23 protein-coding genes are annotated in these 21,489 nt (G+C 57.6%); 7 read left to right on the forward strand and 16 right to left on the reverse strand.

Going from position 1 to position 21,489, the window contains the following annotated elements; genetic code table 11:
* Positions 1 to 4: 4 nt before the first annotated feature.
* The 6 genes from TPH_RS11085 to TPH_RS15470 all read left to right on the forward strand — a co-directional run bounded on the left by TPH_RS11085 (position 5) and on the right by TPH_RS15470 (position 7,016).
* Positions 5 to 1,984 (forward strand): peptidase U32 family protein, encoded by a 1,980-nt coding sequence (locus TPH_RS11085; protein ID WP_015051294.1) that lies wholly within the window; start codon positions 5 to 7, stop codon positions 1,982 to 1,984.
* 25 nt (positions 1,985 to 2,009) lie between these two features.
* Positions 2,010 to 3,305 (forward strand): aspartate aminotransferase family protein, encoded by a 1,296-nt coding sequence (locus tag TPH_RS11090; RefSeq protein ID WP_015051295.1) that lies wholly within the window; start codon positions 2,010 to 2,012, stop codon positions 3,303 to 3,305.
* A 231-nt stretch (positions 3,306 to 3,536) separates the two neighbouring features.
* Complete coding sequence (locus tag TPH_RS11095; protein ID WP_015051296.1) at positions 3,537 to 4,385, forward strand: deoxyribonuclease IV; 849 nt, start codon at positions 3,537 to 3,539, stop codon at positions 4,383 to 4,385.
* A gap of 377 nt (positions 4,386 to 4,762) precedes the next feature.
* Positions 4,763 to 5,956, forward strand: coding sequence for an amidohydrolase (locus TPH_RS11100; RefSeq protein WP_015051297.1), 1,194 nt, complete (start codon positions 4,763 to 4,765; stop codon positions 5,954 to 5,956).
* Positions 5,953 to 6,762: a formate dehydrogenase accessory sulfurtransferase FdhD gene (fdhD, locus tag TPH_RS11105; RefSeq protein WP_015051298.1), complete on the forward strand. Its 810-nt coding sequence runs from the start codon at positions 5,953 to 5,955 to the stop codon at positions 6,760 to 6,762. Before TPH_RS11100 ends, fdhD begins: the two co-directional genes overlap by 4 nt.
* An 86-nt stretch (positions 6,763 to 6,848) precedes the next feature.
* A complete protein-coding gene (locus TPH_RS15470) occupies positions 6,849 to 7,016 on the forward strand; it encodes a hypothetical protein (RefSeq protein WP_015051299.1) in 168 nt (55 codons plus the stop codon).
* A 261-nt stretch (positions 7,017 to 7,277) separates the two neighbouring features.
* Here the strand turns inward: TPH_RS15470 and TPH_RS11110 are convergent, their stop codons facing one another.
* The gene (locus TPH_RS11110; RefSeq protein WP_015051300.1) at positions 7,278 to 7,895 is read right to left on the reverse strand and encodes an FmdE family protein; all 618 of its coding nucleotides are present in this window, start codon (positions 7,893 to 7,895) and stop codon (positions 7,278 to 7,280) included.
* Between the two features lie 496 nt (positions 7,896 to 8,391).
* On the opposite strand from TPH_RS11110, the gene TPH_RS11120 reads away from it, so the two are divergent.
* Positions 8,392 to 8,658: a hypothetical protein gene (locus tag TPH_RS11120; RefSeq protein WP_015051301.1), complete on the forward strand. Its 267-nt coding sequence runs from the start codon at positions 8,392 to 8,394 to the stop codon at positions 8,656 to 8,658.
* Here TPH_RS11120 and TPH_RS11125 read toward each other — a convergent pair.
* The 15 genes from TPH_RS11125 to TPH_RS11195 form a co-directional block, all read right to left on the reverse strand.
* Positions 8,652 to 9,500 (reverse strand): metal ABC transporter permease, encoded by an 849-nt coding sequence (locus tag TPH_RS11125; RefSeq protein WP_037999191.1) that lies wholly within the window; start codon positions 9,498 to 9,500, stop codon positions 8,652 to 8,654. The genes TPH_RS11120 and TPH_RS11125 overlap by 7 nt on opposite strands.
* A gap of 26 nt (positions 9,501 to 9,526) precedes the next feature.
* On the reverse strand, positions 9,527 to 10,276 hold the full coding sequence (locus TPH_RS11130; protein ID WP_037999190.1) for a metal ABC transporter ATP-binding protein: 750 nt from the start codon (positions 10,274 to 10,276) through the stop codon (positions 9,527 to 9,529).
* Positions 10,263 to 11,315, reverse strand: coding sequence for a metal ABC transporter substrate-binding protein (locus tag TPH_RS11135; protein ID WP_015051304.1), 1,053 nt, complete (start codon positions 11,313 to 11,315; stop codon positions 10,263 to 10,265). The genes TPH_RS11130 and TPH_RS11135 overlap by 14 nt, the downstream gene beginning before the upstream one ends.
* Positions 11,303 to 11,773 (reverse strand): Fur family transcriptional regulator, encoded by a 471-nt coding sequence (locus TPH_RS11140; RefSeq protein WP_015051305.1) that lies wholly within the window; start codon positions 11,771 to 11,773, stop codon positions 11,303 to 11,305. The genes TPH_RS11135 and TPH_RS11140 overlap by 13 nt, the downstream gene beginning before the upstream one ends.
* A gap of 468 nt (positions 11,774 to 12,241) precedes the next feature.
* Positions 12,242 to 12,934 (reverse strand): DUF554 domain-containing protein, encoded by a 693-nt coding sequence (locus TPH_RS11150; RefSeq protein ID WP_015051306.1) that lies wholly within the window; start codon positions 12,932 to 12,934, stop codon positions 12,242 to 12,244.
* Between the two features lie 245 nt (positions 12,935 to 13,179).
* Positions 13,180 to 13,611, reverse strand: coding sequence for an Hsp20/alpha crystallin family protein (locus TPH_RS11155; RefSeq protein WP_037999188.1), 432 nt, complete (start codon positions 13,609 to 13,611; stop codon positions 13,180 to 13,182).
* Positions 13,612 to 13,732: 121 nt separating this feature from the next.
* On the reverse strand, positions 13,733 to 14,581 hold the full coding sequence (locus TPH_RS11160) for a sensor histidine kinase (protein WP_015051308.1): 849 nt from the start codon (positions 14,579 to 14,581) through the stop codon (positions 13,733 to 13,735).
* Positions 14,568 to 15,074 (reverse strand): hypothetical protein, encoded by a 507-nt coding sequence (locus TPH_RS11165; protein ID WP_015051309.1) that lies wholly within the window; start codon positions 15,072 to 15,074, stop codon positions 14,568 to 14,570. Before TPH_RS11165 ends, TPH_RS11160 begins: the two co-directional genes overlap by 14 nt.
* Positions 15,075 to 15,326: 252 nt before the next feature.
* Positions 15,327 to 15,638, reverse strand: a complete 312-nt coding sequence (locus TPH_RS11170) for a hypothetical protein (protein WP_015051310.1) — start codon at positions 15,636 to 15,638, stop codon at positions 15,327 to 15,329.
* A gap of 187 nt (positions 15,639 to 15,825) precedes the next feature.
* Positions 15,826 to 16,155: a NifB/NifX family molybdenum-iron cluster-binding protein gene (locus TPH_RS11175; protein ID WP_015051311.1), complete on the reverse strand. Its 330-nt coding sequence runs from the start codon at positions 16,153 to 16,155 to the stop codon at positions 15,826 to 15,828.
* Positions 16,156 to 16,177: 22 nt separating this feature from the next.
* Positions 16,178 to 17,050, reverse strand: a complete 873-nt coding sequence (locus TPH_RS11180) for an ATP-binding protein (protein WP_015051312.1) — start codon at positions 17,048 to 17,050, stop codon at positions 16,178 to 16,180.
* Complete coding sequence (locus TPH_RS11185; protein WP_015051313.1) at positions 17,032 to 17,901, reverse strand: ATP-binding protein; 870 nt, start codon at positions 17,899 to 17,901, stop codon at positions 17,032 to 17,034. The genes TPH_RS11180 and TPH_RS11185 overlap by 19 nt, the downstream gene beginning before the upstream one ends.
* Complete coding sequence (locus tag TPH_RS11190; protein ID WP_015051314.1) at positions 17,898 to 18,266, reverse strand: NifB/NifX family molybdenum-iron cluster-binding protein; 369 nt, start codon at positions 18,264 to 18,266, stop codon at positions 17,898 to 17,900. The genes TPH_RS11185 and TPH_RS11190 overlap by 4 nt, the downstream gene beginning before the upstream one ends.
* 494 nt (positions 18,267 to 18,760) lie before the next feature.
* Complete coding sequence (locus TPH_RS15205; protein WP_148275907.1) at positions 18,761 to 19,039, reverse strand: hypothetical protein; 279 nt, start codon at positions 19,037 to 19,039, stop codon at positions 18,761 to 18,763.
* Positions 19,040 to 19,111: 72 nt separating this feature from the next.
* Positions 19,112 to 21,301 carry a YcdB/YcdC domain-containing protein gene (locus TPH_RS11195; protein ID WP_015051315.1) on the reverse strand — a complete coding sequence of 730 codons (2,190 nt, stop codon included), beginning with the start codon at positions 21,299 to 21,301 and terminating at the stop codon, positions 19,112 to 19,114.
* Between the last annotated feature and the right edge of the window lie 188 nt (positions 21,302 to 21,489).

Genomic DNA, 21,489 nt, shown 5'->3' on the forward strand with positions numbered 1-21,489 from the left:
CCTGATGTCAAAGACAGAAAAACTGCCCCGGGTGGAGCTGCTGGCCCCCGTGGGCAAGTGGGATGTACTGGAGGCGGTTATCGCCGCAGGCGCCGATGCCGTCTACCTGGGTGGGAAAAAGTACAATATGCGCCTGCACCGGAAGGACTACAACTTTACCGAGGAGGAGCTCCGTGACGCGGTGGCTTACTCCCACGAGAGAGGTGTCCGGGTCTACGTGACCGTCAACAACCTGCTCACGAATGACGAGGTCGCAGATCTCCCAGCGTACCTCCGCTTTCTCCAGGAGATCGCCGCCGACGGCATTATCGTTCAGGATCTGGGGGTCGTCCGCCTCGTCAGGAGGCTCGGCCTCAACATACCCATCCACGCCAGCGTCATGATGAACGCCCACAACCTGGAGGGCCTGCAGCTTTTGGAAGAACTCGGCATCACCAGGGTGATCCTGGGGCGGGAGCTGAGCCTCAGCGACATTAAACTGCTGCACTCCAGAACGTCTCTGGAGCTGGAGTACTTCACTCACGGAGACATGTGCTTCTCCCAGAGCAGTCAGTGCTATCACAGCGGGATGGTCTTCGGGTTGAGCAGCAATCGCGGCCGCTGCCTCAAGCCCTGCCGCTGGGCCTTCGAGCTGGTGGATCGGGAAACCGGGGAGACAATTCCGGTTCAGGCGCCCGGCCCCTACTACCTGGCCGTCAAAGACATCTGCCTGCTGCCCTTCCTCCCGGAGGTGATTTCCTCGGGGATCTGCTCTCTCAAGATCGAAGGGAGGATGCGCACCGCCGATTACCTGGGGCCGCTCATCGGCTTTTACCGGCGCGCCCTCGACCGGTACTACGCCGATCCCGCGGGATACTGCTTCGACTGGGATGAATTCGACGAGCTCCAAAAGATGCGGGTGCGCGACTTCAGCCCCTTATTCGCCTTCGGCAATCCGGGAGCATCCTCAATCGGATACACCGGTGAGAGGGAGCCGCGCTTCTTCAGCCAGGCGGTCAAGGAGCCCACCATCGGGGAGGAAAATCTTAAGGACTCCCCCCTGCCCGCACCGGAAAAAACGGTGAGCCCAACCAAGCCCGCCCTCGCCGTCAAGGCGGGCAGCAGCAGAGCCGCCCTGGCAGCCCTGGAAAGCGGCGCCGATCTCCTCTATACCGCCGGGGAATCCTTCATCTCTCAGGACGCTTCCTGGAGCACGGACGGCTACCGGGAGGTGATCTCCCGCGCCCGGGAGCTCGGCAAAAAAGTCGTCATCGGGCTGCCGCGCATCACGATGCCCTGGGAAATGGAGCGAACGATCATCCTGCTGGAAAAAATTCAGGAGTGGGGCCCCGCCGGCATCCTCGTCACCAACCTGGGTACGGTTTTCGCAGCCTCCAGGTTGACCACACTCCCGCTCTATGCCGATTACTCCTGCAACACCGCCAATCAGGAGGCGGCGTCCCTCCTGCAAGAATACCGGGTCGTCCAGTTCACCGCACCTTTGGAGTTTTGTTACGAAGAGATCCTTGCCCTGCCCGGAGGAGCGCTGCCGGTAGAAGCCGTCGTCCACGGAAACCTTCCGGCAATGGTTTCCGACCACTGCCTCCCCGCCGCCCTCCTGGATAATAGCACCAGGCACCAGATCTGCAGCGGGCAGTGCCGGAGAAGAAGGTACGGGCTCAAGGATACAGCCGGACAAATACATCCCCTGGAAGTAGACCAGGACTGCCGCAATCACATCTACCTGGCCAACGAACTGGCACTGCTGCCCTATCTTCGCTCCTTCTACGGAGCGGGGTTTGCCAGCCTCCGGCTGGAGATACCCCTTTACCTCCCGGAGGAAGCGGCGGCGGTCACCAGGCTCTACCGGGCCGAAATCGACCGGCTTTGGGAGGATCCCGAGGGTTACTCCTTCCAGGAATCGTGCTGGCGGAAGCTTCTCGCCGTTAGAAAAGGGCCCTTCGGCACCGGGCCCTACACCCAGGGTGTAAAGCAGAACAATTAATAAAAACCAGAGGAGGGGAAACATCATGAAGGAAAAGTTTTGGGGGCCGCAGGAAATTATCAGGAAGAAAAAGGAATACATCATCCCCTGCCTGTACCACTTCTATCAGGAGCCCATGCAGCTAGTGAAGGGGGAAGGGCAGTACCTTTTCGACCACACCGGGAAGCGGTACCTGGACTTCTTCGCCGGGGTCTCCGTGATCAACTGCGGCCACTGTCATCCGGTGATTACGGAGCGCATCTGCCGGCAGGTAAAAGAGCTCCAGCACGTCTGCAACATCTACCTCACCCAGCCGATGCTCGAGCTTGCGGAGAAGCTGGCCGCAATCACCCCCGGCGGGCTCAAAAAGAGCTTTTTCTGCAACAGCGGCACTGAAGCCAACGAGGGCGCTGCCCTCCTTGCCAAAATCGCTACCGGCAGGAACGAATTCCTGGCGCTCCGGGACGGACTTTACGGGCGCACCTACCTCACGATGAGCCTTACCGGTCTCCGCTTCTGGCGTACGGATACCGCGCCGGCGGGGGGGATCTCCTTCGTTCCCAACCCCTACTGCTACCGCTGTCCCTGGAGGCTCGAGTATCCGTCCTGCGACCTGGCCTGTGCCGAAGAGGTGCGCCAGGTGATCGAATCCTCCACCTCCGGGGAGGTCGCCGCTCTGATTGCCGAGACCATCCAGGGCAACGGGGGAATCATCACCCCACCCCCCGAATACTTCTCGCGAATCCGGGAGATCCTCAAAGAATACGGGGCGCTCCTGATCATCGACGAGGTTCAGACCGGCTTCGGGCGTACCGGAAAGTGGTTTGCCATAGAACATTACGGCGTCGTGCCCGACATCATGACCATGGCCAAGGCGCTGGGGAACGGTGTTCCCATCGGAGTCTTTACGGCTCTCCCGGAGATCGCCGACCGCTACACCAGGCCGGGCGCCTCCACCCTGGGGGGTAACCCGGTTTCCATGACCGCAGGCCTGGCCACTCTGGAGGTTATCGAAAAAGAGGGGTTGATCCAGAACGCCGCCACCCTGGGCGCCTACCTCAGAGAAAAACTGCTGGAGCTCAAGGAAAAACACCCCCTGATCGGGGATGTGCGCGGCATCGGCCTGATGCAGGGTGCGGAACTCGTCAAGAACGGCAAGGAACCGGCCGCAGCCGAAACCGACCGCATCCTGGAACTGATGAAAAACAGGGGCATTCTCATCGGGAAGAACGGGCGGTACCGCAATGTCCTGGCCTTCCAGCCCCCTCTGGTGATCACCAAAGACAACATCGACGAGGTGAGCGCCAACCTGGACGAGGTGCTGACAGAGGTCGAAAGCTGAGCATCACTCCGCTGCCGATGGGGACGACGATAATTCCGCCCGGCGCAGCAGTTTTAATCCTTCCGGCGCCCAGGAGGCCGGGGGGCACCTGCCGGGAAGCAGGGCGGTCCCCCCTACCGCCGGCAACGGTAAGGGTGTGCTTAAATGAGACGAGCGCTTTCCGGCGCCGGGCAAGCAGGTGAAAGATACACTGCAGCATTTTAGACAGCAAAGCGAAAAGAGGGTGTAGCTATGCCGTTTGGGGCACATATGTCCATTGCAGGGGGATTCGATCAGGCGATCCGGCGCGGCCAACAGACCGGGTGCGAAACCGTCCAGATTTTCGTCAAGAACGCCAGCAGATGGCAGGCCAAACCGCTCGACGAAGGGGATATCGAGCGCTTCCGGCAGGCCCGCCGGGAAACGGGGATCGAGCCGGTGCTGGCCCACAACTCCTACCTTATCAACATCGGCTCACCCGATGAAGACCTGTGGAAAAAGTCCCTCGACTCCCTGACGCAGGAAATCGAACGCTGCGCCCTCCTGGAGATCCCTTATCTGGTCATGCATCCGGGGGCGCACTCCGGGGCCGGGGAAGAGGTAGGATTAAGGCGGATCACCGCCGCCCTCAACGAAGCCTTGAAGAAAACGGAAGAATCGGGAGTGATGATCCTTCTGGAAACCACTGCCGGCCAGGGGTCGGTTCTGGGTGGAGCTTTCGAACACTTAGCGCAGATCATCGAAGACAGCTTCTTCCCGGAGCGGCTCGGGGTCTGCTTCGACACCTGCCACGCCTTTGCCGCCGGCTACGACCTGCGATCCCCGGAAGCCTGCGAGCGGACATTTGCCGAACTGGAAAGTGTTATCGGCATTGCGCGTCTTAAGGCCATCCACCTGAACGACTCCCGCGGCGGTCTCGGTTCCCGGCGCGACCGCCACGAACACATCGGCATGGGCCAAATCGGCCTCGAAGGCTTCCGCTGGATCGTCAACAACCCGCTCCTCTCCCACCTGCCCATGATCCTGGAGACGCCGAAAGGAAAGGACATGAAGGAGGACGTGGAAAACCTGAGAGTGCTCAGAAGCCTTTTAGAAAGATAAAGGGAAAACCGGCCTTTCGCAGCCGGTACAAATGGAACCGATTCCAAGGCAGACCCTCACGCCGCCTCCGGCGGCACCAACAGAGTATGAAAATACCCGACGGGTCTACCGGCGAGCGACCTATGGAAGGCCGGGTAACAGGACAGGCGAAGCGAGGATGACAGGTCGGGATGCGAGTACAGACACCTCTTGACCTGCGATGGAATGGATTTGCTGCGAGGCCAAACGCTGCGTTGACAGAAGCATTTCGCAACTTGTTACGCAGCATCCCAGAGCTGTCCCGAAGCGAGCCGTCGTCCTGTCCGGCCTGGAATCGGGAGTCGAGCGGTAGACCGGCGGGTGAACTTGATGTATTTTCATGGCAGGAGGTGAAACTGTTGCTGGCGCTTGTAAACGGAAAGATTCTTTCGATGGCGGGCCCCGTTTATGAAAAGGGGATGGTGGTGATCGAAGGACGGAGGATCGCCGCCGTAAGCCCCCATTCAGAACCGCCGGCGGGCGCCCGCCTCATCGACGTTGCGGGGAAATACGTTCTGCCCGGCTTTATCGACGCCCACACCCACATGGGAATCTACGAAGAGATTTACCGGATCGAGGGGAACGATACCAACGAAACCAGCGACCCGGTCACCCCTCACCTGCGCGCCCTGGACGCCATCAACATGGAGGATCTGGCCTTTCGAGACGCCTTGGAGGGCGGAGTCACCACGGTTATGACCGGTCCGGGAAGCGCCAACGTGATCGGGGGCTTGAGCCTGGTCATGAAAACTTACGGCAGGACGGTCGATGAGGCCGTCGTCAAAAACCCGGCGGGGCTGAAAGTTGCCCTCGGAGAAAATCCCAAAAGGGTTTACGGCGGCCAGAAGAAATCCCCCATGACCCGGATGTCCACGGCGGCAATCCTGCGGGAAGCCCTGGTGGCGGCGCACAACTACGCCCTGAAGCTGGAGAAGGGGAAAAACAACCCGGAACAGCAGCCGGACAGAGATCTGAAGCTGGAAGCCCTCCTGCCGGTGATCAGGGGAGAGATACCCGTCCTGTTGCATGCCCACCGGGTCGACGACATCCTCACCGGGCTCAGGATCACCGACGAGTTCCACCTGAAGGTAAGCATCCAGCACGGCACGGAAGCCCACAAAATACCGGACGAGCTCGCCCGCAGAGGAATACCGGTAGTGGTAGGGCCTGCCATGGGCAACAGGGCGAAGGTGGAGCTCAAAGATCGCACCCTGGCAACACCCGGGATCCTCGCCCGCTCAGGCGTACGGGTTGCCCTGATGACCGACCACCCTGTAGTGCCCGGCCAGTACCTATCCCTCCTGGCAGCACTGGCGGTGAAAGGGGGAATGGCCGTTGAGGACGCCCTAAAGGCAATCACCATCAACGCGGCGGAGATCCTGGGAGTGGCCGACCGGGTCGGCAGCCTGGAACCGGGGAAAGACGCCGACGTCATCGTCCTCAGCGGACACCCCCTGGACTGGCTCACCAGAGTGGAACTGGTCATCGTCAACGGGGAAATCGCCTTTGCCGGCGATTCTTTTGCCGGGATCAGGGGCGGTGAGGAGCGGTGAGCAGTTCCGACGGCGACTACGGGAAGTTGACCTCCCCCTGTCAGATCGTCAAAGCCGATTCCGGAAGGCACTGGTTGGAGGAGGACCTGGTCGTCAGGGAAACCCCCCTTACCGTTTTTGTGAACTCCCGGGAGATAGCGACTCTGGTCTGCTCCCCCGTGGATCAGGTATACCTGGCAGTTGGTTTTCTCTGCTCCGAAGGGGTGCTGAAGAAGCGGGAAGACCTCGAATCGGTGGAGCTCGACGCCGACAGAGGGCTCATCCGGATCAAGACCGCTCCGCTGCCGGGAATCGAGGAGAAAATGTTTCTAAAGCGCCACATCACCCCCAGCGCCGGCCGCAGCAACATCCGGGTCCACTTTGCCGCCGAGGCCGGACTTCCCCCTCCCGTAACCTCGCAGCTGCAGATCAAAGCGGCAACCGCCACCAGGCTGGCGGCAGAACTGCAGGAGAGAGCGCACCTCTTCCGGAGAACCGGCGGCGTCCACAATGCCGCCCTGGTACAGGGAGAAGAGATCCTCATCTTCCAGGAAGACATCGGGCGCCACAATACAATTGATAAGATCCACGGACGGTGTTTCCTGGAGGGAATACCCCGCAGCGACAAGATGGTCGTCTTCAGCGGCCGCGTCTCCTCGGAAATAGTCCTCAAGGTGGCCAGGATGAGGGTGCCGGTTCTGATTTCCCGCTCCGCCCCCACCGATCTCGCCTTGAAGCTGGCGGAGGAGCTCCAGATCACCCTCCTCGGGTTCGTGCGGGAAAACCGGCTGAGCGTTTACGCCCACGGGGAAAGGGTGCTTTTTTAGCAGCACGCGGGTTCGTTCGAGGATATTTGTTCAAGCTGCCGGCAACAATAGCACCGGTAGATCATTTTTAGAAAGAGGTTGTTGCCTTGGAGTCACTGCGCGACAAGCTGATTGCCATCATCAAGAACCTCCCGGAGGATAAGCTACAGGCCGTCCTCGACTTTGTCAACCGCATCAACTACGAAGGGTACGGAAACGAGGACTACGACGAACTCCTCATGGGAGATAAGATCGCCCCCAACCGCTTCTGCTGACCCGGTGGCGGCAGCAGCCGGGGGAGCCTCTCCGTCCGCCCGTTTCCCTCCGGGAAACGGCGGTGTTTCGAGGCTGACTTTAAGCATCCGCGAGAGAAGGGGGCAAGCGCTTCCAGAGCAGCAGCGGCAGCCAGGGTGGTCCCCAGCTGTTTCCAGCAGAACCCTTCGGGCTGCCGTCCTGCCCAAGGGCAGCTGCCGGAGGCGCAGAAAATTAGTTGAAGGCACCTCTCTTCGGCGCCTTCATAAAAGCCTCGTTGCTTCCTACCCCGCCACCCGCGACCGGTACTCCTCGCTGCAGGGGATGCAGACGATCTTTCCGTCGCGCACCCGGGCACGGGGTTCCATCACCTGCTCCCCACAGGCGGTACAGGTAACGGACCGGAAGATCCGGGCTTTCTCCGGCAAATCCAGCTGTACCTCCTGCACCCGGAAGAGCTCCTCCGCGGGGGCCTGAAGGATCTTGGCCACAGCCTCCAGCTGGGCTCTCTTCAACCGCTCCTTTTCTTCCTCAGTTGCCCGCCCCTGGCGGGCTCGGTCCCTGATGGCCCGGATCTCCCCGGAAAAAACTTCGTCACCAACGGGGTTGACCGCAATGCGAAATGCCTTCCCGGTATCCCGGGACCCGAAGGTGTAGACATTCTTCCCGTAATCCCGGAAGATCAGGTTTCCCTTCCCCATCGTGCATCCCGTCACGACCTGAACGGCATCCACACCGCAGTTGTCGGTCTCGGCAATCACCACCAGTTCCTCGTCAGGGGAGCGGCGTGCTCCCAACAGCTCCATCCCAGCCTTCGCTGCCCGATACCCCAGGGCGAGGCCGACGCAGATGTGCCCGTGAAATTCCATTGCTTTTTCCCAATCCGTCTTTTCCCGGCACACATGCCTTCCCTCCTTCGATTCCCATTCTTCGATTCCCATTCAGAAAAAAAACAGGAAGTATCCCTTCTCCCTGAAGAGCACCACACCTTCATGGTGTTTTTCAAGGGTATTATTCGCCGTTAAAGGGCGGGATTCCTGCTTGAGAAGCGTCCGTCAGCGAAAATGAGCGCTTCGCCGGGACCAGGCGGAATCAGGCCATCCGCCAGGTACGGGCAGCTCCAAACAATAATATACTGTCAAAAAAAGGGGGGGGGCTTGCTGCCGTGATCAATATACCCGGCCTTCACAACGGCCGAATGATACTGACTGCGGTGCGGAAATACCTCTATCTGCCAGCCCATCCCCGGAGTAGCTTCCCACATCGCTGCAGATAATATTAAAGACGCCGAAGGCATAAAAGCCCGGGTTGGCGGAGCAAAGGCTACCCAAAATCCGTTCCCGGGGGCTTACGGTAAAAGTTTCCTTTCCAATACTTAAAGCGAAGAGGAGGAGAGGCATGCGGGAAATCAACATCGACCTCGGCCCTTCCATCGGAACCGGAGACATAGAAATCATTAAGGCGGCGACATCAAAACTGGCGCCGGGGGACCACCTGCTGCTCCATCTGGAGGCGGCAGATGCCCACGAAACCGACAGGATTCTGAGCCTGCTGGAAAAAGAGAATCTGGATTATCAGACTCACGGCAGCCACAGCGGCCGCCACTTTACGATCATCGCCACACCCCGCGAGAAAAAGCAGGAGGCCACTAAGCGTCCTCACTGAGGCTCCGGCTTCTCCTTAAGTATACTTCGCCTTCTGTAGACACCGACCAGCGCCCTGCTGACATAGAAAGCCAAAAACAGGCCGCAGGCAACCATCACTACGCAGCCGCCCGCCGCCAGCCCAAACCGGTAAGAGGCAGTCAGGCCCAGCAGGGTGGAAACGAGCCCCAGCGCCAGGGAGAGGAGAAAAACCTGGCGAAAACTGCGTCCGAGGAGTATCGCAGCCAGAACAGGTACGACCATCAAGGCTCCTACGAGCAGCGTCCCCACAACCCGCAGGCTCACCCCTACGGTCAGAGCAACGAGAAAGATGAAGAGGCGGTTGATCCTGTCCACCGGCAGCCCGGAAACCCGAGCCGATTCCTCATCGGAGCAGATAAAGAAAAGCTCTTTGAAGAACAGAGCGAGGAAGGAGCCCACCACCACAGCCACCGCCAGGATCAGCCAGAGGTCGGCTGCGCTGACGGTGATCAGGCTTCCAAAGAGGTAAGAGGTGATGTCCAGGGCTCCGCTGCCCGCCAGTCCGAAGAAGATTACGGCCAGAGCAAGGCCGGCGCTCATGATAAAAGCCAGCAGCGCGTCGGCGGAAAACCCCCGGCGCACCCGGAGGTGTTCCGCTAAAAGCACACCCAGAACGGCAACGGCGATTATCACCAAGGGAACGAAGGACGAATCGAGCCCGATCCAGAGCCCGAAGGCTACCCCGGCCAGGGAGATGTGGGCAACGGTATCGGCCAAAAAGGAATAACGCCTGAGGACGAGAAAAACGCCCAGGGCCGGGCAGATCAAACCCGTTGCCGCACCCGCCGCCAGAGCGCGCAACATAAAATCATACTGCAGCATGGAAAGCACAGACAATCCCCCTTCTCCTACGATAAGTGCAACCTGGAAATGGAGTAAGAACCGGCGGCTTTCCCCGACAGGCCGTTTAAGTCCAGCCGCGCCGGAATGGGCGGCGGCCCCTGATAGAGCAGGCACCTGTCAAGAAGGGCGATGCGGTTCGCCCAATTCACCGGCATATCAGCGTCATGAGAAACCATCAGGATGGTGATCCCCTGCTCACAGTTCAGGCGGTGAAGCAACCGGTAAAAATCGCGCCTGGTGCCGTCATCCAGCCCGGACTGGGGTTCGTCGAGGATGAGCACATCCGGGCGGCCGGCCAGCGCCCTTGCGATAAAGGCACGCTGCCGCTGCCCACCGGACAGCTCTGTGAGGAGATTATCCCGGAGATGGCTAAGTCCCACCAAATCGATGGCCTCCTCCACCGCCTGCCAGTCCTCCCTGTGGAGACGGTGGCACCTACCGATCCGTCCGAAGCGCCCGGTAGCAACGATCTCTTTCACCGTAGCCGGAAAGCCGGCAGCAAGGGCAGGGGTTTGGGGAACATAGCCTATCCTGTACCAGTCCCGGAACTTCCTGATACTGTCTCCGAACAAAAGGATCTCCCCCTGGACAGGGTGCAAAAGCCCCAAAAACAGCCGGACCAGCGTTGTCTTTCCCGATCCGTTGCGGCCAACCAGAATAAGAAAATCCCCTTCTTCCACCGCTATCGTGATATCCTCCAGGATGACGTCGCTGCCGTAGGAAAAATAAACTCCCTGCATTTCAAGAACTTTCACGCCGTTCACCTTCGCTTCCCAGGGCTTTTTGAAGACTTTCCAGATTTTGACGCATTAAGCCGAAATAATCGAGGCCTTTTTTGCTCTCCTGTTCGGTTATTCCCCCAATGGGGTTGAGCACAAGCGTTTGGGCGCCGGCCTCCCGGGCAACCGTTTCGGCAACCCTGGGGCTCACCGCCGCCTCAAAAAAGACGCACTCTATCCCCTGGTCCCGGCAGTAATCGACGACTCGCGCCAGGGTGGCGGCATCAGGCTCCTGCTCCGGGGTCAGCCCGAGCAAAGGTATCTGGCGCAGCCCATAGCGCCGCGCCAGGTAACCGAAGGCTGCGTGGGAGACCACAAGATCCCTGCTGCTGAAGTGCTGCACCGCTTTAAGATACTCCTGGTGAATCCGGTCCAGCTCCTTTTGTGCTGCCTGGGCATTGCGCATGTAGTCGGATGATCCAGCGGGATCGGCAGCGATCAGTTCCCTCGCCAGATGCGCTACGATTCTTTTGGCCAGAACGGGATCCAGCCAGACGTGAGGATCAACATCCTCCTGCTGGTGGCGGTGCCCGGCATCGGCGGACGCCTTGCCTTCTCCCTCCCGACCCGGCATCACCGTTACTCCGAGCCTTTCTTCTTCGGCAAAGGTGAGCAGGTCAAGACCTTCGGTGGCCTTTACGATCTTGACTCCCCGGGCACGAAGGGCAGGGAGGATCTTCTCCACCCACGGTTCCATCCCCGCACCGTTGTAAAAAAACACCTGCGACCGATAGAGCTGCAGCATATCTGCCGGTGAAGGCTCCCAGTGATGGGGCTCCCTTCCCGGAGGAATCAGCTGGACTACCGCTACCCGGTCCCCCCCTACCTGCCGGGCAAACTCCGCCAGGGGGTAAATTGTGGCCACCAGGCGCAGCTTCCCCTGCGAAGTCGCCTCTTCCGCTTCCCCGCTTCCCATCTCACCGGTTCCACCGCAACCGTTTGCTGCCAGCAGGGCAACCAGCAACAACAAAACAACCGCTATCCGGCAGATGCTGCTTTCCCTCACCGCTCGCATAAATCTTCACTGCCCCCTCCCCAACCATCCTGGCATCCGGAGCAGAAACCGTAAATGGTAAAGGTGTGGTCCTGGATTAAAAAGTCGGGATACTGCAGCTGAGCCTGTTTCAAAACCTCACTAGGGCAAAAAGGGAGCTCCCTCGTCTTTCCGCATCCAAGGCACACCAAATGGTGATGGTGTTTCCCTTTGCGGACGAGCTCAAAACGGCGGCACTGGCCACGGAACTGAATCTGGCTGACAAGCCCCTGTTCGACGAAAGTCGCCAGCGTGCGGTACACAGTATCCAGGCTGACAGCCGGATAGCGTTCCCGCACCCGTTGCAGAATCTCCTCGGCAGATAGCGGGTGCCCGGCCGCCCTGGTTCCTTCCTGGATCGCCCGCAGAATCTCCAGGCGCTGCGGGGTGATCCTGATCCTCTTCTGTTTCAGCTGCTCCAGGTAATCCCCCACCATCATTCCTATGCCTCCTAGTTAAGAATAATTCCTAAACAGGTTCAACTATTAATTTAAAATAACAACCATATCGTGTCAACAAACAATTCACCCTTGTTTTGAGTTCCCTTTTATTGCCTGCCCCAAAATATAATTTTATCCCTGCGCTTGCCCCCTGCTCTTTCGGTCGAACTCACCCCAAGACTCGTACAGGCGCATACCGGCTCCTTTGACGGCATATCCGCCGCAGATTCTCCCTTCTCGACATCCTGTCTCGATTCGGCCGCTCGCGATGCTCCTTCGCCAAGGGCGGATAGCAGACTCAATAATGCCGCTGCGCCGGCAAGTTTCGACAAAGAAGGGCTTGACGGATCGTTAAAGATGGGGGATCTCCTATTGGGAAGGAAAGGCAGGATGTCTCCGGCGCGGACCAACAAGGCACGGCGAAGCCCCCGCCGCCTTCGCCCGCACCGAAGAGCCAGATCGGATTTCCTAGAAGGGCCAGAGATCGAAAATAATCGTCAAGAAAACCACCACGATAATGGCAGGCAGCAGGTTACCCACCCTGATGTGGATCTTATCTGTGAGCATGTTCGCCCCGATTGCGAATATCAGAAGGCCTCCTACAGCAGTCATCTCTCTGATGATCGCATCGGTCAGCAGGGGTTTGACGTAAGAGGCAGCGAGTGTAATGCTGCCCTGGTAGAGGAAGACAGGAAGGGCGGAAAAGGCGACCCCGACACCCATGCTAGAGGCGAAAACCACAGAGGTCACCCCGTCGAGGATCGATTTGACGAAGAGAGTGGTGTGGCGCCCGGTAAGGCCGCTCTCAAGGGAGCCCATGATGGCCATTGCCCCCACACAGAAGACCAGGCTGGCAGTCACAAACCCTCTGGTAAAGGCGCCGTCCCCGTTACTGAAGCGCTTCTCCAGCCTTCTGCCAAAACCGTTTAAGCGTTCTTCGATTTTTAAAAATTCGCCGAGTATGCCTCCGATGACTGTGCTCAGGGTGACAAGCAGCACGTTTTGCGTCTCCAGGGCCATGGAAAGCCCAATCAAGATCACGGTGAGGCTGACTCCCTGCATGACGATCTCTTTAACGTTGGAGCGCAGACCGCTCTTCAAAAGATTTCCCAGCAAAGCTCCGGCAATAATGGCTGCTGCATTGACGATTGTTCCTAACAAGGCGTTCTCTCCCACATATTTTATTCGATTCCCTCATCACCCGTTGGTTCTAATCCGGCTACAATTAGCCGTTCCACCCTGCCTCCGAAGGCACTTTCACCGGGTATCCTCAGGCCGGCAGAACAACAGGACCCCGCTTCATCCCTTTGACAACAGCTGGTTTCCGTTCCCGGCCGGAGGGATCTCACAAAACGGCACAAAAAAAGGGTAGGAAACCCTTTTTTTACGGTAGCGACAACCGGTTTTTATTCGGTTTCAATCTCCAGAATGCGCCCTTTCGCCGCATCGGCCTTCGGAAGGATTATTTCGAGAATGCCGTTCTTAAACCGCGACCTGCACTCCTCCGGTTTAATCGGCGTGGACAGGGGAATTGTCCTGGCAAAGGAGCCGAAGTTGCGCTCACGGACCAGGTAATCGCCTTCTTTTATCTCTTTCTCTTCTTTGATCTCACCCCGAATGGAAACAGAGGTCTCAGTCACCTTGATCTCAATGTCTTCAGGATTGTATCCGGGCAGGTCGGCTCTCACAACGTACTCATTTCCTTTATCCAGCACATCGACGGATGGTTTCCACTCACTCCATCCGGGAAAAGGAAAACGGCGGCCGATGGTCTCGTCAATGAGGCGATTGATTCCCTCCCTGAACGAAGCCAGCTCCCGCCAGGGGTCCCTGCGCATCAAACTCACCCTGATCAACCTCCTTAATAATAAGAGAAAACAGTTTCCTACCCCATTCTTTCTCGTCTCCATTATAGAATTTTCCATTCTCTTATGTCAAACAGTTCCGGAATTGAGTTAATCAGGCAACCATCTTGGGAAACATTACGGTAAACTTGACGCCCTCTCTTTGGCTGCAGGCAACGTTTATCCTCCCCCCGTATTTCTCAACCGCCGTTTTGGCGGAAACCAGTCCAAACCCCCTGTTTGATCCCTGTTTTGTCGAAAACCCGGGTGAAAAGATCTTCTCCCGCATTTCTTCGTCGAGATAACCGGGGTTGATCGTCTGAATGAAATAACTCTCAGGGGTCTCAAAAAACCTCAGCACCACCCTTTTTTGCTCCTCTTCGCCGCTTTCTACGGCCTCGAAGGCATTATCCAGCAGATTGCCGATGATGGTGTTCAGATCGAGGGGATCTACCTTGAGGGATTTCAAGTCGGTGTCTACTTCAATATCAAAAGAAATGTTTTTCAGGTCGGCAACGTGCATCTTCACCATCAACAGGGCTCCTAATTCCGGAATCCCAAACTGCAGCATCCCCTTGGGAATTTGAATGCGCTGGCCGAGTGAAGTAATATACGCTTTCGCCTTTTCTATCTGGTTGGTCTGCAGCAGAGCGGAGATAACCTGTACGTGATTGGCAAAGTCATGTCGCAGTAGTCGGACGACCCGAAGCAGCTCCTGCAGGTGTTCGCTATAAAGGGAATTGAGAGCGCGGGACAATTCGCTTTTCTCGAAGCGATAGACCTTCCAGCAGATGAACAGCAGCACCAGAACTAATGATAAAATTGTCGAATCAATGATGTATATTGCTCCCCTGGTGAGAGGCCTGTCGAACTGGATCGACCAGAAAAGATAAAAGTCCACAGCCAGGAGGACTATTCCCACCCCCAAAAGGAGCGGAACTAAAACAAGGCTACCCTTTTTCACGACCCTTAACCTGCACCTCCAAGTCCCTTATCTCCCGGAGGTTGACAATTCTCCAACGAAATCGACCGGCGATAACTGTAACGACGGTCAGAAAAATATATTCGGGGAGGGGAAACAACACCCGCAGCAGGGGATTGGCAGCCACGTCCTGGAATGTAAAGCCGGAGATCTTGGGAGTAAGAAAGTCAAAGATTCCTTCGGCTATGGAAAGAACGATTACCCCTAAAAAGACGGCCAGGGTTGCAGCAAAGAGGTCCATTCGGCAGCAGGCAACAACAAGAGCGATTACCACAGGGACCAGAAAAACACCGTGAAGCCCGGGCGGCAGGGGCAGGAGCCTAATGCAGTATGAGATCAGCGCCCCCAAAAGGGTGACCATAAGGATCTTTTTATACTCCGGGCGAAACCCAATTAAAACCATGCCCAATGTCGTAACCAGGGCGATCTCAGGCATGGAATGGCAGAAAACGAGATAAAACGGAAAGTCGTTCACAGGTGTCCCTTCTTACAAATCGACACAAAACTGCATATTAAACATAATAATTCGTCATATTATCCAATTTTCCTGCAGGAGAAAAGTATTATTACCATCTAAGACTAATTTCCTAAATAAAAAACAACAGGCCGTGGTTTAAATACCGCAGCCTGTTGTTACCGGGCACAATCCGCAAAGGGCCGGGTGGACTAGGCCATTACGGCGAAAAACCGGCTGTGCGCTGCAGGAATGACCAACGCCTGCTCTCTCTTACTTCTGCCCTCCCGGCCCACCCAAACGCCTGTTGATTTCGTCTAACAGCCGCCGTAAATAACCGGCCTGCTCCTTCAGAGCATCTGCCTCTCCCCAACTCACACCCTGCGCCTGTTGCGCTGCCCAGGGGCCGGGAGCACCTGCACCCCGCCCCGGAACTGCCCACCAGCGACGAGGAAGCCAGGGTAAAAACCGGCAGAAGGGCGAACGACTGCCCATGCCTCTGCCCATCCCCAGGCCCCGGCCACCACCTGCAGGACCCGGACCGCCCTTCCAAAAACCGGGACCGAAGAAGTTGCGTCCCCGCATCTCTCAACACCCCCTCTCAGCAGCCGCCAATTCTTAATTCCTTCCGCTCGAATACCCTGCCACCCGAGAAAAACCGTAAGATTACACCGGATGATGCGTTAAAAACTGACGGGTGCCCGATCCCAATCAAGAAACCTTGTGGCTCCTCATCCCACTTCATAAACAAGGCAATATCAGGGATCGGTTTTTAATGGTCGCAGACATTTGGTCCGGTCTCCAGGTTTCCCCCGAGAAACGCCGCCAGAACATCATCAATTAGCCCGCTGGCCCCCGTGATCACCCGAATATTCTGCTGTGCGAACAGCTGTTGGGCACGCGAACCCATGCCTCCGGCGATCACCACGTCAACTCCCTTACCGGCAAGATAACGAGGCAGCAACCCCGGTTCGTGGGGAGGAGCAGCAACGGTCTCTTTGCCGATCACTTTTCCATCCTGCACTTCAGCGATCAGAAATTGTTCGCAGTGCCCAAAGTGCGGGCAGACGCTGTTACCCTGCGATGGTATGGCAATCTTCATCTGTTCTCCTCCTCATTACTTATTATTGTTCAAAGGTGTTTTCCTCAAACAGTCGCTTGTTGACAGCATCCCATATCATCACCAGGGCCTCCCCCGCCCTGGTTTTCAACAAGTCTTTAACAGGCAGCCTCTGTTTAACGACATCCAGCACTCCGGGATCGAAGGGAATTTTACCAACCATTTCCACACCTTCATCCTCACAGAAGCTCTCGATCTTTCTGCTCAGCTCCGGACACAGATCCCACTTGTTAATGCACACAAGGGCGTTCACGCCGAAGTGCCGTGCCACCTTGAGGATCCGCTCCAGATCGTGTAGCCCGGAAACGGAGGGTTCTGTCACGATCAGGGCAAGGTCGGTACCGCTCAGGGAAGCGATCACCGGGCAGCCGATCCCGGGTGATCCGTCGATAATCAACAGGGGCTCCTCTCCCCGGAGGGATTCGGCATTGCGGCGCACCTCGGTCACCAGTTTTCCCGATCCCTCAGCTCCGATTTCCAGCAGGGCATGGGAGAACGGCCCATACTCCGTCTCCGAGGTCATGAGGGTGCCGGTCACTTCATCCTCCAGGCGCAGCGCTCCCGTTGGGCAGACGGCAACGCAGACCCCACACCCCTCACAGCGCGTAGGGTCGACCTCCATTTCCTGAATGGCCTGGAACCGGCAGTGTTCCTGGCATCTCCCACAGCGATCGCACTTCCCGGCATCCTTGACCGCCATCTTTGCCCCGATAAAGTCTCGCCTTTCCCGCACCTCCGGTTGAAGCAGCAAGTGCTGGTTAGGAGCCTCGACATCGGCGTCGGCGACGACCGCCTTCCCGGCAAGGGCAATGAAGGCAGCCGTAACCGTAGTCTTCCCGGTTCCACCTTTTCCGCTGATTACCACGAGCTGGCGCATGAGTTGCACTCCTTTAAGGACTGATACATCCCGTAGAATTTGTCCTGCCAGTAAGGCAAGGCCTTACTAAAGGGAATCCCCTGCGAACCCAACTCCGCCAGGTGAGCGCTGAACCCTATCTCGAGAAGGACCGGAATTTTCCGCTCCCGGCACAGCTCTGCGATGATGCTGTTATCCGTTCCGGCGCGGTTGATCACGACACCGTGCGGCAGCCGCAGGTGCTGCATCAACCGCAGCGCTATCTCCAAATCATGGCGCCCAAAGGGGGTAGGTTCGGTCACCAGCAGGGCAAAGTCGCTGTCTCTGACGGCCTCAATTACGGAGCAGGAGGCGCCGGCAGGAGCATCGATGATGACGACCCGTTCATCCTCAATATCTGCCAGGCCATCTTTAAGCGCCCGCGTTATAGGAACCGCCAGCGGTTCCCCGACATGGAGGCGTCCCTGCCAGAACTCGATGCCGTCGGCCCAGCCCTTCTCAATCACACCGATCTCCCTGGGAACCTCCCTAATTGCCTGGTTGGGACAGACCAAGGCGCATCCTCCGCAGCCGTGACAGAGCTCCGGGAAGGTCATCATACTGCTCCCGGCCACGGCCAGAGCATTAAACTGGCAGAAGTCGGAGCACCTACCGCAATAGTCACAGCGTCCCTCATCGATCTGCGGCACTAAGAGAGATACGCCCGCCGATTCCTGCAAATCAGGCTTCAGATACAAAGCGGCATTGGGTTCCTCCACGTCGGCGTCCACCAGCAGAACCTTTTCCCCTTTGGCAGCCAGAGAAAACGCCGTGTTTACGGCAACGGTTGTCTTGCCGGTGCCCCCTTTGCCGCTTAAAACGGAAATAATCATCGGCGTCCCATCCCTCGATGTGCCGGTCCCGGAGCGCCGATTTCGGTCAGCTCCCCCTTTTTATAAAGCTCGACGACCTCCCTGACCTTCACTTCCGGCGCCTGGTAGACTTTAACACCACCGGCAGACAGTACCTCAAAGGCATTGGGACCGCACTGCCCGGTTATCAAGACCTCAGCACCCGATTTTAAAAATGCCTGTGCCGCCTGAATGCCGGCCCCGCCCCCGGCCGTACTGCCGGGGTTTTCCATTCCTTGACACTCCATCGTTTCCGGATCCACCAGGAGAAAGTAAGCACACCTTCCAAAGCGCGGATCCATCAATGATTCCAGGTCTTTTCCGGTAGCGGTTATACCGATCCTCACTTTCCCAACCTCCTTAACCGGTTTACTGCCATTCGTTTCACGCAACCGTTAATTGGCATATGCCCTTATAAGAATAATTTAACACAAGGAACACGGGAACGCAAGCGCTGCTCACAATATCAGAACGCAAGAACTGATTACAACATCTGGGAAGATCCATATAAAAAAAGAAACAACCATCCGGTTGTTCCCTTTGTATCTTGCTTTTGGGTTGATCCTCCGCACTAGGTGAGAGGCTCCCTAGCTGCCTCTTTGCTCCGGCTGCAGTCCAGGTTTTTGTTGGATCTCGCTGGTACTCTTAAGCCTTGCTCATATATCAGGAGCGGTTAACCGAGCCACCGGTTGCAGCATCATTCCGTTCTTTTCTGCCATGAAAATACGTTCCGGTTTATCCTTGCGCTTGCTCCCGGATCTTTTGGTTTAACTCGCCCTAACACTCGTCGATAGATAAGCAGCCGACCGGCTCCTATGCGCCTTCCCTGGCGCAGAGTCGCCTATCTCGACATTCTGTCTCGATTCGACTGCCGTTTGCTGCTCCTTTCGTCAAGGGCGAGTAAAAACCTCCATAAGGTCGCTGCGCCGATAAGGATAACCCCTTTTTTCGTTCCTCTGTTGGTGCCGCCGGAGGCGGCATGCTGGTCTCCTGTTAATTTTAAGAGCACACCCGGGCGTGTGCCCGGTTCATGTGGAACGACGGCAGTATCTTCCTGCAGCCCGGGACGGCCTCCCCCATCACGAGATAAGGCCATCCCGGCACCGGGCAGAACTGCCACCGCAGGCGAAGCCGGGGATCAGGCAACAGGGAGTCATCCCTGTTGCCGATCTCAGAGCAACGATCTGCGAGCTTATTTTAACAGCCTGTAGATGGCCAGGGCACCGTCGCTTCGGGAAAGACCCGCCCCCAGGTCAACATCCTTACCGGTCAGATCCAAAAGGCCAAGCCCGGACGCCAGGGCAACATACCCAGTGTCCTCCTGGGGCAGACCCTTGACGCTTCCGGGAAGCGACCAGATCCCGGAAAGCTGCGCCGCCTCCTCCCAGCCTATAGCGCGCACGGCCAGCCTGGCCATGGTGAGCCTGCTTAGAGGTTCGCCGGGCAGGTATTTCTCACCAGGCTTCAGAATGCCCATGAGCAAGGCATTGCGATATGCTTTTTCAAACTCCTTCTCCGGAGTTCCGGCAGGAGCCGAGGGCCACCCTGTAGCCCGCACCAGCCAGATCAGAAAATCACGCTGGATAAGCTGTTCCTGCGGGTGAAACTTCTGCTCGTAAACGGGGATAACCCTCGCCTTCACCAGCAGGTCAATCTCCCCGGCACCGGAAAGCCCGTTGAGGTCGGAGAAGACCTGTCCGGACTTGTCCTTGGGCTGGAAGTCGTAGTCCAGGCCGGTCCCGCTGAAGGCATCCACATAAGCCGGTGCTTTGCGGAAATCCAGGGTGTAGACAAGGCGGAGCGGGCGGTCCGCATTCGTATTATAGGCGGTGGGGAACTCCCGGCAGTAGCTCAGCGTTAGATTATCCCTTCCCAGCAGGACATTCTCCGCCTGTTCCCTGCCGATAACTCCCCGCGCCTCCGGAAAGTCCCCATCGCTCCAGGTGAGCTCATAGCTCGTTATCCTGCCCTGGCAGGCATCGTAATAGATTTCCACCCCGTCGTTGATAAAGGGAATGCCTTTAACCAGTCTCCGGGCGGTGACCCTGAAGCCCACCGGCCGGGGATCCTCCGGGGCCCCGGTGGACCTGACAACCGGAAACCTGCCGGGGACAGGCACCACCCGGAGCTCCTCAAGTTCTTTCAGGTATCCCCGGGCTACCCTCTCCAGCAGCTCTTTTGAAGCCTTCCGGGCCTGAGCCTCGCCGTAACCGGGCTCCTTATCTTGCAGAGGGTCCGGGTTGAAGAACCTGAAACCGATAACATCCCCTTTCACGGCATCGACGCGCACGTTAAGCCCTTCTTCGGTCTTCTTGTTCCTCCAGTTGAAGTTCCAGACCTTGCGACCTGTGAAATACTCCTCCCGGAGCTCCGCCCCTTCCAGCTCCATTCCCTGGGGTATGCCAACCAGAGAGCGGGCGGCATCGAGGGCCTTCTCTTTTGCAATCAATTTTCCCATCTCGTCCAGAGCGGCCTGCTCCGCCGGCGTCAGAGGTGCTTCTCTGCGCCGGGCTGCGTTTGACTCCGCCCCGCCGGCACCCCCTACCAGATCGCCGTAATAAAAATCCTCGGGTTTGAGAACCTCACCGGTTCGGGCATCGATCATCAATTCCCCCTGTCCGGGAGCAAAAACAAGACGCGGGGTGGCATCCTTTCTATCCTCTCCCCCCTGCATCACGTAAATCAGTTCCACCCGAGCGTTCTGGCGCCACAGGGTTTTTGCCCGTTCCTCCTCCATAACGCCCTCCGCTTTGGGAAAATCCAGCCTGCTGTTCCAGTTAAAATAAAAGCTTAAGATCTCACCGGTGTTGGCGTCCACTTCCACACTGGCACTATTTTCCCGGAAGGGGATCCCGTTCTGCAACCGGACAAAATTGATGTTGTAAGAGGGCGTAGCCGTCTCCCTCAGACTGATATAGGGAAAGCTGTCATCCTCAACAAGCTGCAGATTCCCAAAATAGCCCGGAAGCGCCTCTTTCAAAAAATTACAGGCGATCTCCTGGGCGTCGGCACGGGTCAGCTTGGGAAGGCCGCGCCTTATCTTTCCCGGCTGCGGGTCCCAGCGGGTAAACCCCCAGAGTTCCCCGGTCCTGGCATTGACCCTGGCGGTGACATCTCCCCCTTCAGGATTATCACTGCTCCACCGCAGCTCCCAAAAAACCTCGTCTCCCTCACAGTAACCTGGTTGAAAATTCTGGTACTCATCCGGTACCTGCACAAACCGCTTCGCCACCATGATGGCCTCTTCCAGTGTGATCCCAGCGCCTTTCTCCGTTCTTCCCGCGCTCGCTACCACATCCTTCGCCAGTGCCGGCGGCACACTCCCGAAAATCAGGAACGACGCCAGAGCCAGCACAACCCACCACCCGAACTGCCGCCTCATACCATTACCTCCTCCCATAAATGACCGTTTTATCATTTCCGCGCATCTATTACCTATTACTGCAAAGCAACTCCAGATATTACAGGTTGATAAAAAAACGGGCAGTACCTACCGGGCCGGTTGTGCGCCTCTGCCGCTTAACTGCGCTGTGCCACCGGCCTTTCAAAAAAGAAGAGAGCCCGGTCATC

It is taken from the genome of Thermacetogenium phaeum DSM 12270 (genome assembly GCF_000305935.1).
In the GTDB taxonomy this organism is placed as follows: Bacteria; Bacillota; DSM-12270; order Thermacetogeniales; family Thermacetogeniaceae; genus Thermacetogenium; species Thermacetogenium phaeum.

Excerpts from the sequence above, each read along its gene's own strand:
- TPH_RS11095 (WP_015051296.1), top strand. The coding sequence starts at position 3,537 with ATGCCGTTTGGGGCACATATGTCCATTGCAGGGGGATTCGATCAGGCG.
- TPH_RS11090 (WP_015051295.1), top strand. The coding sequence starts at position 2,010 with ATGAAGGAAAAGTTTTGGGGGCCGCAGGAAATTATCAGGAAGAAAAAG.
- TPH_RS11170 (WP_015051310.1), bottom strand. The coding sequence starts at position 15,638 with ATGCGGGGACGCAACTTCTTCGGTCCCGGTTTTTGGAAGGGCGGTCCG.
- TPH_RS11085 (WP_015051294.1), top strand. The coding sequence starts at position 5 with ATGTCAAAGACAGAAAAACTGCCCCGGGTGGAGCTGCTGGCCCCCGTG.
- TPH_RS11120 (WP_015051301.1), top strand. The coding sequence starts at position 8,392 with ATGCGGGAAATCAACATCGACCTCGGCCCTTCCATCGGAACCGGAGAC.
- TPH_RS11195 (WP_015051315.1), bottom strand. The coding sequence starts at position 21,301 with ATGAGGCGGCAGTTCGGGTGGTGGGTTGTGCTGGCTCTGGCGTCGTTC.
- TPH_RS11155 (WP_037999188.1), bottom strand. The coding sequence starts at position 13,611 with ATGCGCAGGGACCCCTGGCGGGAGCTGGCTTCGTTCAGGGAGGGAATC.
- TPH_RS11135 (WP_015051304.1), bottom strand. The coding sequence starts at position 11,315 with ATGCGAGCGGTGAGGGAAAGCAGCATCTGCCGGATAGCGGTTGTTTTG.
- TPH_RS11125 (WP_037999191.1), bottom strand. The coding sequence starts at position 9,500 with ATGCTGCAGTATGATTTTATGTTGCGCGCTCTGGCGGCGGGTGCGGCA.
- TPH_RS11180 (WP_015051312.1), bottom strand. The coding sequence starts at position 17,050 with ATGCGCCAGCTCGTGGTAATCAGCGGAAAAGGTGGAACCGGGAAGACT.
- TPH_RS11185 (WP_015051313.1), bottom strand. The coding sequence starts at position 17,901 with ATGATTATTTCCGTTTTAAGCGGCAAAGGGGGCACCGGCAAGACAACC.
- TPH_RS11175 (WP_015051311.1), bottom strand. The coding sequence starts at position 16,155 with ATGAAGATTGCCATACCATCGCAGGGTAACAGCGTCTGCCCGCACTTT.
- TPH_RS11140 (WP_015051305.1), bottom strand. The coding sequence starts at position 11,773 with ATGATGGTGGGGGATTACCTGGAGCAGCTGAAACAGAAGAGGATCAGG.